The organism is Cytobacillus firmus (genome assembly GCF_023612095.1).
Classification (GTDB): domain Bacteria; phylum Bacillota; class Bacilli; order Bacillales; family Cytobacillaceae; genus Cytobacillus.
The window spans coordinates 1,348,777-1,361,739 of record NZ_CP086235.1; the positions used below are offsets into that span (position 1 = coordinate 1,348,777).

16 protein-coding genes are annotated in these 12,963 nt (G+C 41.3%); 14 read left to right on the top strand and 2 right to left on the bottom strand.

All coding sequences use genetic code 11. The features are described from left to right. The first annotated feature begins 12 nt into the window (after positions 1-12). The 13 genes from LLY41_RS06740 (at position 13) to LLY41_RS06800 (ending at position 11,242) form a co-directional block, all read left to right on the top strand. Positions 13-654, top strand: a complete 642-nt coding sequence (locus LLY41_RS06740) for a hypothetical protein (RefSeq protein WP_095245688.1) — start codon at positions 13-15, stop codon at positions 652-654. A gap of 77 nt (positions 655-731) precedes the next feature. Further along, positions 732-881 (top strand): 50S ribosomal protein L33, encoded by a 150-nt coding sequence (rpmG, locus tag LLY41_RS06745; protein ID WP_053434400.1) that lies wholly within the window; start codon positions 732-734, stop codon positions 879-881. A 100-nt stretch (positions 882-981) separates the two neighbouring features. Continuing rightward, positions 982-1,557, top strand: a complete 576-nt coding sequence (locus tag LLY41_RS06750) for a 5-formyltetrahydrofolate cyclo-ligase (protein WP_304587243.1) — start codon at positions 982-984, stop codon at positions 1,555-1,557. Further along, positions 1,550-2,338, top strand: coding sequence for a DUF92 domain-containing protein (locus LLY41_RS06755; RefSeq protein ID WP_304588013.1), 789 nt, complete (start codon positions 1,550-1,552; stop codon positions 2,336-2,338). Before LLY41_RS06750 ends, LLY41_RS06755 begins: the two co-directional genes overlap by 8 nt. Before the next feature lie 43 nt (positions 2,339-2,381). Further along, positions 2,382-3,332 (top strand): L-lactate dehydrogenase, encoded by a 951-nt coding sequence (locus LLY41_RS06760; RefSeq protein ID WP_304587245.1) that lies wholly within the window; start codon positions 2,382-2,384, stop codon positions 3,330-3,332. 78 nt (positions 3,333-3,410) lie between these two features. Further along, positions 3,411-3,614 (top strand): hypothetical protein, encoded by a 204-nt coding sequence (locus LLY41_RS06765; RefSeq protein WP_048008275.1) that lies wholly within the window; start codon positions 3,411-3,413, stop codon positions 3,612-3,614. 135 nt (positions 3,615-3,749) lie between these two features. Further along, the gene (locus LLY41_RS06770) at positions 3,750-5,270 is read left to right on the top strand and encodes a rhomboid family intramembrane serine protease (RefSeq protein WP_095245692.1); all 1,521 of its coding nucleotides are present in this window, start codon (positions 3,750-3,752) and stop codon (positions 5,268-5,270) included. Between the two features lie 134 nt (positions 5,271-5,404). After that, complete coding sequence (locus tag LLY41_RS06775) at positions 5,405-6,892, top strand: spore germination protein (protein WP_370460244.1); 1,488 nt, start codon at positions 5,405-5,407, stop codon at positions 6,890-6,892. 92 nt (positions 6,893-6,984) lie between these two features. Continuing rightward, positions 6,985-7,185, top strand: a complete 201-nt coding sequence (locus tag LLY41_RS06780; RefSeq protein ID WP_095245693.1) for a YqgQ family protein — start codon at positions 6,985-6,987, stop codon at positions 7,183-7,185. Positions 7,186-7,204: 19 nt separating this feature from the next. Then, positions 7,205-8,167 carry an ROK family glucokinase gene (locus LLY41_RS06785; protein WP_095245694.1) on the top strand — a complete coding sequence of 321 codons (963 nt, stop codon included), beginning with the start codon at positions 7,205-7,207 and terminating at the stop codon, positions 8,165-8,167. Between the two features lie 170 nt (positions 8,168-8,337). Further along, positions 8,338-9,525, top strand: a complete 1,188-nt coding sequence (locus LLY41_RS06790) for a M14 family metallopeptidase (protein ID WP_095245695.1) — start codon at positions 8,338-8,340, stop codon at positions 9,523-9,525. A gap of 226 nt (positions 9,526-9,751) precedes the next feature. Continuing rightward, positions 9,752-10,903, top strand: coding sequence for a YqgU-like beta propeller domain-containing protein (locus tag LLY41_RS06795; protein WP_286137482.1), 1,152 nt, complete (start codon positions 9,752-9,754; stop codon positions 10,901-10,903). A gap of 24 nt (positions 10,904-10,927) precedes the next feature. Further along, positions 10,928-11,242, top strand: a complete 315-nt coding sequence (locus tag LLY41_RS06800; protein WP_251168443.1) for an MTH1187 family thiamine-binding protein — start codon at positions 10,928-10,930, stop codon at positions 11,240-11,242. Between the two features lie 88 nt (positions 11,243-11,330). On the opposite strand, the gene LLY41_RS06805 is transcribed toward LLY41_RS06800, so the two are convergent. Continuing rightward, positions 11,331-11,504: a DUF2759 domain-containing protein gene (locus LLY41_RS06805; RefSeq protein WP_048008269.1), complete on the bottom strand. Its 174-nt coding sequence runs from the start codon at positions 11,502-11,504 to the stop codon at positions 11,331-11,333. A gap of 125 nt (positions 11,505-11,629) precedes the next feature. Beyond that, entirely contained in the window at positions 11,630-12,109 is a 480-nt protein-coding gene (locus LLY41_RS06810; protein WP_095245697.1) for a hypothetical protein, read from the bottom strand. An 87-nt stretch (positions 12,110-12,196) separates the two neighbouring features. Between LLY41_RS06810 and LLY41_RS06815 the strand changes: the two genes are divergently transcribed. After that, positions 12,197-12,832, top strand: coding sequence for an MBL fold metallo-hydrolase (locus LLY41_RS06815; RefSeq protein ID WP_095245698.1), 636 nt, complete (start codon positions 12,197-12,199; stop codon positions 12,830-12,832). The last annotated feature ends 131 nt before the right edge of the window (positions 12,833-12,963 follow it).

The following is a 12,963-nucleotide window of genomic DNA, read 5'->3' on the forward strand; positions in this document are numbered from 1 at the left end:
AGGTGCATAAAGATGAATACATTAAATTGGATTCAATCTGATGTTTATGAAGAAATGGAGAAAGCGCCGATTGGGAAATTGAGGATGATTCCCGGCTTATGGATAGACGGGAAAACTTACTGGATGGAAAGTGTCAGTAAAGAAATGTTTCCTGATGAAAATATTTCTGTTCAAATTAAGACAGAAAAAATCCACTCTAAAATTTCCTATTTTAGATGCTATATTACGAATCATGCGGACGAGCCTAGAACCATTAAGCTTTTATTGCAGCACAGACATGAGTTTTCTTCCCGTGAACACCTTTCTTTCATTTCCCCCGCAGAAAATGTCATCTTTCATATGGCCGATTCCAAGCTGTTTTTAGTTAACGGCAAGCTTTACGGCAAAAAAATGGAAGAGTGTACGATTCAGCCATATTGGAACATTTTTAGTGACCAAATATGGAACTGCAAAAAGAAGGGAACATTAAAATACCACCCTATGGCCCAAGGCAATGCAATAAGCATTTTCGCACTTAATGCAGTATTTAATGGCAGAGGAACAGCAGAAGCGGAGTCATGGATTATCTGCGGAAACAGCAAATCAGAAACGCTTCAGTATAACAGCCTGCTGATAGACAATGGTAAAGAGGATACTTTTAAAAAAACGTACTAGCATTTCGATTTAAAAAATGATATTATAGAAAAGTCGTATGAACGAACTAGTTTGAACATAGTTTGGAGGGAAATTACATGCGTGTAAACATTACGTTAGCTTGCACAGAATGTGGAGATCGTAACTATATTTCTAAAAAAAATAAACGAAATAATCCAGATCGTCTTGAGCTTAAAAAATATTGCCCAAGAGACAAGCGTTCGACTGCACATCGCGAAACAAAATAAGTGGTAGGATCATTCCTACTGCTTTTTTTGTTGACTTTTTTTATGGGTATCCTTTCCTTTTCTGGATAAATTATTGTTTGCAAAAACTGGAGGTTTTTATATGGAAATCGATAAAAAGGTTCTTAGGAAGCAAATGCAGGATCGGATGAAGGAATTGAGCAAGCCTGAGTATGAACAGCTATCCTATCAGATTGCCACAAGCCTTTATAGCAGCCCTTTATGGAGCCAGGCCAAAACAATAGGAATAACGGTTTCAAAGGTGCCTGAGGCTGATACATGGCAGATCATCAGAAGGGCCTGGAGTGAAGGGAAAAGGGTTGTTGTCCCGAAGTGCATACCTCAATCAAAGCAAATGGAGTTTCGTGAATTGAAAAGCTTCATGGATTTGGAGTCAGTATATTATGGATTATGGGAGCCAAATCCGGAAAAAACGGATGAAGTCAGCTGTGAAGAAATCGATACTCTAATCGTTCCCGGACTGGCATACATGAAAAACGGCTTCCGGCTTGGGTTTGGTGGAGGATATTATGATCGTTTTCTCGAGAATTATAAAGGAAGAACGGTTTCACTAGCTTTTGAAATGCAGGTTATAACCCGTTTTCAAGTGGAAAACCATGACAAGCCGGTGGAAATGATTATTACCGATCAGCAGGTGTGGGCATCCGGTGATGCTTGAATCCATTGCTATTATTATATTTATATTGATCACATCCCTGGCCGGATATTATTTCCGATTACTGACCTTTTCAGGCAGTATAGCGGCATTCATTGTGGGTGCGGCAGCAGGCTGGGGATTTGGTTTTTATGGCCTTCTTGTCCTGGGGTTCTTTTTTGCAAGTTCAAGCTTCTGGTCAAAATTTAAAAGCCATAAAAAAAAGGAATTCGAAAATAAGCATGCAAAAGGATCAAGAAGGGATTGGCAGCAGGTTGCTGCCAATGGAGGCATATCCGCTATTGCCAGCATATTTTATCTGCTGGATCCATCACAGGTTTGGCTGATAATGTTTCTTATCGGACTGGCTGCAGCAAACTCGGATACATGGGCATCAGAAATTGGCTCATTAAGTCAAAAAGCCCCCATTTCTCTGAAAACCTGGAGGACAATCGAAACGGGTACTTCCGGTGCTGTCAGCTCTCTGGGCACGCTTGCTGCTGTGTCAGGGTCTTTTATAATAGCCCTCCTATCTAATGTGCTGTTTGACATTTCAATTTATGAGGTTTTACTGATTGGAGTTCTTGGGTTTGCAGGGAATTTGATTGATTCTGTATTGGGTGCTTTTCTCCAAGCTGAATACAAGTGCCATGTATGCAGTTCAAACGTGGAAACAGCCGAACATTGCGGGCAGCCGGCCTCTTTGGTAAAAGGCTGGTATTTTGCAGATAATGATTTTGTTAATTTTTTTTCAGGTTTAGCTTCTGCCTCGGTGGGAATGCTTCTATATATCTTATTGGCATAAAGGTACTTTGCTGTTCTCTACAATTAAGTAAAGGGGAGTTATTATGAAAAGTCGGGTAAACAGAGTGGTGCTGATCGGAACTGGCTTCGTTGGATCAAGCTATGCGTTTGCACTATTAAATCAGGGTGTTACAGAAGAACTGGTGCTGATTGATTTAAATAAGGATAAATCTGAAGGAGATGCCATGGACTTAAATCACGGCATGCCCTTTGCCCCTTCCCCAACATCGATCTGGTTTGGAGATTATTCCGATTGCAAAGATGCTGATTTGGTTGTTATTACTGCTGGAGCGAATCAAAAACCCGGGGAGACCCGCCTGGACCTTGTGGAAAAAAATTCTAAAATCTTTAAAGGAATAGTTGATCATGTCATGAAAAGCGGTTTTGATGGCATTTTTCTGGTTGCGACAAATCCAGTGGATATTCTCACGTATGCTGTCTGGAAATACTCCGGGCTTCCAAAAGAAAGAGTAATCGGATCCGGAACGATATTGGATACGGCCAGATTCAGATTCTTGCTGGGTGAATATTTCAAGGTCGATACGAGAAATGTCCATGCTTATATTATAGGCGAACACGGAGATACTGAATTGCCTGTATGGAGCCATGCTGATATTGCAGGGAAAAGCATTGAAGACTGGATGAAGAAAGAAGAGAACTATAGGCAGGAAGATCTTAATGGGTTATTCCTAAATGTCAGAGATGCAGCTTATCATATTATCGAGAGAAAAGGTGCGACTTATTATGGAATAGCCATGGGCCTGGTCAGACTGACGAAAGCCATCCTCCAGAACGAAAATTCCGTCCTTACGGTGTCAGCATATTTAGATGGGGAATATGGTCATGAGGATGTTTATATTGGGGTGCCTGCTATAGTCAATAGAAATGGCATTCGTGATATTGTTGAACTTCACCTAAATACCGAAGAGAAGAATCAGTTTAACCATTCAGTAAATGTTCTCAAGAAAACGATGGATCCTATATTGATGGATTAGTGCATCAATATATTTTTGTTTTAGAGAATGGATAAAAATTATTCCCTCTTCTCACAATAAGGAAGAGGAGGGAATTCAATGTCTCGATTACTATCTATTTTTATGATTGGGCTTGGTACTTATTTTGCCTATCATAACCGTTATCGATTGATTAATGTTATGTTTGGGAATGTCTTTCTGCGGAAGCTGCTGGTTACTTCAGTCATGAGTTTTCCGCTTGTCCGCGACAGGATGATGAGCTCTGTCTTCTCTTCCGGGCCATCGGAAGGGCGGCAATCTTGAAGTAAAAAGACCGTAATAGGTCTTTTTATTTTGCCGGTATCTTTAGATGCTTTTCCTTTTACAAAAGGTTTCTTTTTTGCCTATAGTTAAATAAAGTATAGTAATTAATGCAACATATAGAGAGTGGGGGAAGAAGTGGCCGTTCAAGAGGATTATGTATTTTGGAAACTTGCGGATTATTTCATATCTGACCACGGGTACAGAATGATTCAGTTATCTGGAGATCAGGATGAATTATGGCTTGAAAGGATGGAGGATAAAAACATAAAGGCAATCAGGCTCTTAAAATATGACCTTGACTGGAGCAATTGGATGCAGCGGGATATTGAAGTGACTGCCGAAAAAGCTGAATCGGTCAGGAAGCAGCTTGGAAAAAGGGAAATGCCGGTCTTAAATATCTATGTATCTGCGTACCTGCCTGTTGATGACTATGAATTCCGCATCTCAGACCCCTTTATTCCTGAAAACGGGAAAGCCTCTGTCCAAACCATGATCATTGAATCCGGCAAACCGGAAAGTCTGCATGCGGTTGAAGAAATTTTCGAAAAACCGTTAACTCTTCCGGCAGGAAATTATACGGAAATGGATGCCGATGCCCTGAAGCATACTGCTCTTTCTAAAGCGGTAAAAACAGCAAAAAAAGAAAAGGAAATGTTCAATTTTGGGAAGCCTTTTTTCACGTATATATTTATGGTTATTCAAGTTGCTGTTTTTTTACTTTTGGAAGCAATGGGCGGCAGTACAGATACCTCGACGTTAATTAAGTATGGGGCTAAATTTAATCCATTGATTCTCGATGGGGAATGGTGGAGGTTTTTGACCCCGATTGTTCTTCACATTGGGCTGCTGCATTTATTAATGAATACACTTGCCTTATTTTATCTTGGATCTGCAGTGGAACGTGTGTATGGAAATTTAAGATTCCTATTTATCTATTTGATGGCTGGATTTGGCGGAACATTAGCCAGTTTTGTTTTTAGCCCCTCACTTTCAGCAGGGGCCAGCGGGGCTATTTTTGGCTGCTTTGGGGCGCTTTTATATTTTGGGCTCATTTATCCAGGCCTTTTCTTCCGGACGATGGGTTTTAATATTCTTGTTGTATTAGGAATCAATCTTGCATTTGGATTTACCATCCCGGGAATTGATAATGCCGGACATATAGGAGGGCTGATTGGCGGATTTCTTGCTACTGGCATTGTGCATTTTCCCAAGAAGAAAAAGCCATTGCTTCAGCTGCTGTTTTTAGCTGGATCATTCTGTCTGGCAGCCGGCTTGATGAAGTACGGATTCAATGAACCGGGAAGACTATTAAATGAACAAACTGCTATGGTAATGGCCGAGGAACATATCAATGGTGAAGAGTTTGAAAAGGCTCGTTTAATGCTTGCTGATTTTATTGAAGAAAGGAATGCTTCACCGGAAGTCTATTTTTTATTATCCTATACTGAAATAAAAGTGGGGAGATTAAAAGAAGCAGAAGAGCACCTGCTTCATGTAATTAAGGAAGATGCTTCTTTTCATGAAGCACATTATAATCTTGCATTAATCTATTTAGAAGAAAAGCAGCCGGAAAAAGCAAGGAATCATGCACAAAAGGCCGCTAATCTTCAGCCGGATCAGGAGGAGTATCAAAAGCTGTTAAATCAAATAGAGTAATGATGACAGAATTTTCAGCTTACTGCCCGGGAAATAACTGCTGCATTTCCCTGCAATTTTTACGAATCATGCCATTCATTGGTATGATTTTTTTTTTGCATGTCAATGATGTTGAATAGTATGCAAGGAAAAGAATGGAACAGAATGCTGAGGTGGGGATTTTGGAGAAAGCGAGAAGAGAGCCTGTAAAGGTTTCTCTGAAAGATAATATTGAATATCTTAGAGATGCTCTGGGAGTTGACAAAAGCTTCGATGTGATTCAGCTTGATGTTGAATATGCTGAAAGGGAAATGGCTTTATATCTGGTAGACGGCTTTGTAAAAGATGACATCCTGCACTATCTGATGAAAATGCTTGCCGGCCTGGATGCAGCCCAGCTGGAAGGAGATACACTTTCCAGACTGATAAAAACGTATATACCATACGTTGAAGTTGAAACAACTGATGACCTGGATAAAGTGGTGGATATGGTGCTGGCAGGGCCGACTGCTCTAGTCGTGGATGGCATCGATGAAGTAATCCTCATTGATGCACGTACATATCCGGTAAGAGGCCCTCAGGAGCCTGATATTGAACGTGTTGTCCGCGGCTCAAGGGATGGGTTTGTAGAAACACTCGTTTTTAATACAGCTTTAACGAGGAGAAGAATTAGGGACAGAACACTGCGCATGGAATATATGCAGGTGGGCAGGCGTTCCAAGACAGATGTTGTTGTCAGTTATATTGAAGACATTGCCGATCCGGATATGGTGAAGAAGATAAAGGAGTCTATCTCTAAAATTGATACTGATGGATTGCCGATGGCTGAAAAATCAATAGAGGAATTCATTTCAGGCCGGCATTGGAATCCATATCCCATGGTAAGGTATACCGAAAGGCCTGATACGGCAGCAACCCATCTTTATGAAGGCCACGTCTGCATCATCGTCGATGGTTCGCCAAGTGTTATTATAACACCTACAACCTTCTGGCATCATCTGCAGCATGCTGAGGAGTACAGGAATAAGCCGCTTGTAGGCGCTTATTTGCGATTTGTCCGATTTTTAGCTGTATGGGCTTCCATTTTCCTTTTGCCATTATGGTATTTATTTGCGATAGAGCCGCAGCTGCTTCCTGATGCATTATCCTATATCGGGCCCAATGACACGGGAGAGCTGCCATTAGTCGTTCAGTTCCTGATGATAGAGCTTGGTCTTGATATTCTTAGGATGGCTGCAATCCATACTCCTTCCGCCCTGGCCACTGCATTGGGACTCGTGGCGGCCCTAATGATTGGTCAGGTAGCAGTTGAAGTGGGATTGTTTATAAATGAAGTCATACTTTATTTAGCGATAGCGGCAATTGGAACATTTGCAACCCCAAGCTATGAAATGAGCCTGGCAAACAGGCTGATAAGAATCGGTCTGCTGATATCGACTAGTATTTTCCATACCTATGGATATGTAGTTGGCATTCTGCTGATGATTATCATGCTTGCAAGAATGAAATCTTTTGGGGTTCCCTATTTATGGCCATTCATCCCTTTCAATCTGAGAGCATTCAGGGATGTATTGCTAAGGTCACCAATACCACTGAAGAACAGGCGGCCGCGTTTTCTGCATCCAAAGGATCCGGACCGCTGAACTAAATCCCTTCCTTCTCTGTCTTGAGAAGGGGGGGATTTTAGATTATACTTTAATGTGGTATAAACTTATCAATAAAGCAGAGGTACAGAATGAAAACCATTTATGATATACAGCAGTTTCTAAAGAAATATGGAACTATCATCTACATAGGGGATCGGGAAGCTGATTTGGAGCTTATGGCTGCTGAATTAACAGAGTTATATGATTCCCAGCTTATTGATGTAAAAGATTATCAGTGCAGCATCTTGATTCTGCGGACTGAAATTCAGAATCTTAAAGAGAATAAATAGAAAGAAAAGGTGATGGAGCTTGGCGGAAAAATGGCTGGTAGGGGTAGATTTAGGCGGAACAACAACAAAGCTTGCTTTTATTAACTACTATGGGGAAATAATTCACAAATGGGAAATTCCCACGGATAATAATGAAGAAGGAAAAAATATTACTATAAATATAGCTAAAGCCATCGATCATAAGTTAGAGGAATTGGATTTAAGCAAGGATAAAATTATTGGCATTGGCATGGGGGCGCCGGGTCCAGTAAATCTGGCAACAGGTGTTGTATATAACACTGTTAATTTGGGCTGGAAAGATAATTACCCGCTGAAGGATCTTCTTGAAGTGGAAACATCACTTCCAGTCATCATTGATAATGATGCTAACTGTGCTGCTCTCGGGGAAATGTGGAAGGGTGCCGGAAATGGCGCTAAAGATCTGGTGTGTGTAACACTTGGAACAGGTGTTGGCGGAGGCGTAATTGCTAACGGAGATATTGTGCAGGGAGTCAGCGGGGCTGCTGGTGAAATAGGCCACATAACGTCCATTCCTGTTGGCGGGGCTCAGTGCAATTGCGGCAAAACGGGCTGCCTTGAAACAATTGCATCTGCTACAGGCATTGTCCGGCAGGCTCTGGAAAACCTGGAATCCAGCGGAGAAGGGGCTCTGTCTCAATTGTACAAGGCAAACGGGTTTATTACTGCCAAAGATGTTTTTGATTCTGCAAGGAATGGGGATGAAACATCCCTTCTGACAGTCAATGATACAGCTATGCACCTTGGATTGGCATTGGCAAATATTGCAAATGCGTTAAATCCGGAGAAAATAGTATTGGGCGGTGGTGTTTCCAGAGCAGGAGATATACTGCTGAAGCCGGTTATTGCAAATTTCATTAAATTTGCTTTTCCAAGAGTGAAGGAGTCCACAGTCATTGATATTGCGACATTGGGCAATGATGCCGGAGTCATTGGTGCAGCCTGGCTGGCAAAAAATAAGTAGACTGAGAGAAAAGTACCTGATGTGCAGGTGCTTTTTCTTTTACTCCAAGAGTAAGGGTTTAGGTAAAGCGAATCCCTTGTTTAAATAACAGCTGCTCATTTTTTACAAAGTTGTACAGTCATCTTTTTTTCTTTTTCTCATAAAATTGAAATGATGGAAAGGGGAGAAAGATGAAAGTCAAAGTCCGCTCAGGAGATTCCTTATGGTATTACAGTCAGCTCTTTATGATGCCAGTCAATCTCATTGCAGATGCTAATCCCGGGGTTAATCCTGCATCACTAAAGATAGGCCGCGAAATTAACATCCCCGGCTTTACATTGCTAAATTATACAGTTAAGTCAGGTGACACCTTTTGGAAGCTTAGTTCTTCACGCAACCTTTCTGTGGATGCTCTTCTCCTGGTTAATCAATCCCTTAATCCGAACAGCCTAATCCCTGGTACGGCTATTAAACTGCCGAGGCGCGTCATTTCCCCAATTGTATCAGGCAGGAGGAATTATGATTATAAAGCATTGACAGCTGATATCTCCCTGCTGGCAGATATTTATCCGTTTATAAAAGTAAATACAATTGGCCAAAGTGTTCTTGGAAAGCCGATTCAGGAAATACGGTTAGGAAAAGGGAATAAGAAAGTGCAAATCAATGCATCCTTTCATGCGAATGAATGGATTACGACCCCTATATTAATGGCTTTGCTGAACAGCTATCTTTTATCCATTACAAATGTCCGGCCGATAAGAGGAATTTCAACAATGCCTTTGTATAATTCCGTTGACCTTTCCATAGTGCCAATGGTGAACCCTGACGGGGTTGACCTGGTTTTGAACGGGCCTCCAGCGGAAGTCAAAGAGGAAGTTATTTCGATAAATAGGGGCAGCACGGATTTCACAGGCTGGAAGGCTAATATTAGAGGGGTTGATTTAAATAATCAGTTTCCTGCCAAATGGGACTTTGAGAAACAGAGAAGTGAACAAAGTGGCCCGGCACCAAGAGATTATCTTGGCGAAGCCCCACTAACGGAACCGGAAGCCATAGCGATGGCGGAACTGGCAAAAGATAATCAATTCGATCGGATGCTGGCCTTCCATACACAAGGTGCAGAGTTTTATTGGGGATTTGAGGGAATGGAGCCGCCGGAATCGGAGGTAATCGCGCAAGAGTTCGAGCGTGTCAGCGGATATAGGGCAGTCCAGTACATTGATAGCTTTGCCGGTTATAAGGATTGGTTTATACAGGATTTCCGGATGCCCGGATTCACAATTGAATTGGGAAGAGGCATTAATCCGCTGCCCCTGTCACAGTATGATGATATTTATGAAGAGGTGCTGGGCATTTTTCTTGCCTCGCTTTATATGTGAAAAAATTATCGTTAAAATTGATTCTGTATTGTATTTTAATCAAGCAGACATTAAAATTACTATCATACTAACATCACTATGCCAATAGTTCTATGGAAACCAGCCGCTTTTCCAAATTGAGGACGGAAAAACGGCTTTTTCCTGTTAAACTCATTAATTCTGCCATTATTGAAACATTTTCATGTCATTTACGTACTTATAATTAGGGAGAAAAGGAGGTGCGGATTTGGTAAACACACAACCTGCATATCAAAGGAAGTTTCTATTTTTATCTTTTATTTTGCTGGCTTCATTATTTCTGATAACCGGCTGTGCACAGCCTGAGAAAGCTGAGATGGAGCAGAATCAGGATCAAGAAAATGAAGCCTCTGAGCCTTCCGCACCACCTGAAGCCGAAAACAAGAACATAAAGGCTATTCGGATTAATGAAGAGGAATTTCAGGGAGCAAATGGCTGGCTCAGCAATGATCAAATTGTTTACACTGTAAAAGATGGCGCAGCTTCCAGGGTTTATGCTTATAATCTGTTTTCAGGTGAACAAGAGCTTCTTTACGAAAGCTCACACCCGATTGCGTCTGTAACGGTAAGCCCAGCCGGAAAATACATACTGATTCGATCATCACCCGGAACCTATGAAGCAGCCTTAACGGTTATAAAATCAAGTGGAAAAGTTGTCTGGGAGGAAAATATTTCAAGCTTTGATTTTGCTGTTGAGTGGAACCCTTATGATGAAGAGTCTATATTTATTGCTTCATTTACTGAAGACTGGGATTTTACACCCTACCATATAGATATCGATAAAGGTACATTAGCAGAATTAAACTTAAGGCAGCCTTTTGCTAAATGGGTGGATTCAAATCATCTTATTTTTCTAGATTGGGACAGTGATAATCCGTCACTTTTCGCACCGCTCGTTAAGCAATCTATTGCTGAAAGCAATGAGACCCTGGTTAAGGAAGACATTTTTCAATTCGATGCTGCCAGTGACCGGCTAATGACCATTACTGTTCCGTCAGATCAATCAGACCAGGCGCTGTATACTTTTATGGACAATCATTTTAAAGAGCTAGCTTCATTCTCAATACCTCATTTGACAAGGTTTTCGGATTGGCTGGTGCCATACCATGACTGGACTCCCCGGGGAATCATTACTTTTCAGCCATTGTATAGCGCTGAGAGTGATATGTATGCTGGGGGATTTCAGCTTATATCTGTGGACAGTGAAACCGGTGAAAAGGAAGTGCTTTTCGAAGATATGGAAAATGCGCCGCTCAGCTGTTCACCCGACGGGAAAGCCTGTTTAACAGGTTTCTATCTTGAGGAACTGATAATGACTGACAGAAAAGAGGTCATTCGGCTGGTTGAATATAACGAGTAATCAAGCAGGCAAAGGAGCAGAGATATGGCAATCGCAGATGTTACAGTTATTCCAATTGGAACGGAAACACCAAGTGTCAGCAGCTATGTGGCAGACATTCAGCGTGTTTTAAAAAAATATGAGGAAAGCGGCACAATCCGATTTCAGCTGACACCCATGAATACCATTATTGAAGGGGAGCTGCCTGATTTATTTGAAGTTATTCAGGCAATGCATGAAGTCCCTTTTGAAAAAGGCTTAATGAGAGTGGCGACCAATATCCGCATTGATGACAGAAGAGATGTTAAGAGGAAAATGGAAGAAAAGGTCCAAAGAGTTGAAAGCCGGCTAAAAGGTTAAAATAAAAGGGCTCCCACTGAGGGAGCCCTTTTATTTCTTAAAGTAAAGCATCAATGCGCCGCGGGTTGGCGGGCACGCTGTGCTTTTCTTAGTGAACAGCAGGATATCCACTGTTAATTAAGGTCATTACAGAGAACCATCCGAAAACGGCAAGTGTTCCTACAGCAAAAACCAAGCCAAGGAAGTTCTTGTTCTTCAGTGCACTAAATGCACCAAAAGCTGCAAGAACTGCGACTAATGCAAAAATGATTGGTAGTCCCATTAAAACAGCCCCCTTTATTTCGTGATCAGCAGGCAAAAGCCATATCAAAATCATTCTTCAGGTTATATACCCATTATGTAAAACCCAAGTATATACATTCGTCCTTTATTTTATATTTTTTTCTTCTATTTGTCGAGGTCTAAAAATGACACTTGTATGTCATATGCATCAGCAATGCCGATTATTAAATCCTTTAGATGAAGTTCTGAAAAATAAACTGCTGGCATTTTTTCTTCTTTCGCTGTAAAGACCAGATGCTCCTGAAATTGATAGACAGCCATCTGGATATCTTCTTTATTGCCCCCGGTTATTGTGAAGGCATTAAGGAGCTCAGTGAACAAGTAAACTCCGCTTTCTGTTTCAATCGCAAAGTCTTCAAAAGTTTCTCCCTTTACACCCGATTTTATGTAACAGAGCTTAAAAAATTCTTCAAAAAGTCCGGCATCGACCAGGACGCTTTTGGTAAATTCCGCATGAGCCCTCTCTTCAAACAGAAAGATGCTCTGCTGAAAATCGAACAGTTTAGTATTATTTTTGATTAAGTTCATGAATTCGGGCACATCTTGAATAATATAGCCGGCTTCAACGCCATATAGGATTTTCATCTTATACTCCTTTTGCAGATATAAGGCATTCCATTCTGATATAGTGTAAAATAATAGACAAATAAATCAACTATGGAGGTGTAGGCGATGGAATGGAATCAGATCCCTCTTGGCCCATTGCAAACAAACTGTTATGTCCTTTCGAATGAAAACAAAGATTGTTTAATCTTTGATCCGGGTGAAGAGAGCGGAAAACTGAGCGGCATTATCGAACAAAAAGGACTGAAACCTCTTGCTGTCATACTTACTCATGCCCATTTTGATCATATTGGCGCTGTAGACGGAATAAGAGATGCCTTTTCTATCCCTGTATACATACATGAAAAAGAAGCAGCATGGCTTCCGGATCCAGCCTTAAATGGTTCCCACCTATTTAAAATAGGCAAGCTGATAAAAGCAAGGCCTGCAGACCATATTATAACAGCTGAACAAGTGTTGAGCATAGGTGAATTTACCTTTAACATTCTGGAGACGCCAGGCCATTCTCCAGGGAGTGTTTCTTTGTATTTTAGAGATGCTGGTCTTGTGGTGGCCGGTGACGCGCTGTTCAGCGGAAGCATAGGACGCACAGACCTTCCGGGCGGCAATCATCAGCAGCTCCTTGAAAGTATACATAATAAGCTTTTGCCATTGCCTGAAGAAACAGAAGTGCTTCCTGGACACGGGCCAGTTACGACAATTGGCCGGGAAATGGATTCAAATCCATTTCTGAATGGATTCTGATTGGAAAATAGAAAAGCCCTTCTCCAATGAGAAGGGCTTTTCTGGGGGATGTTTTATTCATATAAAATGGGAGGGGATATAGTTAAGCTACTACATTAACAATATAACAGGGAAAACACTATGTCAATAGT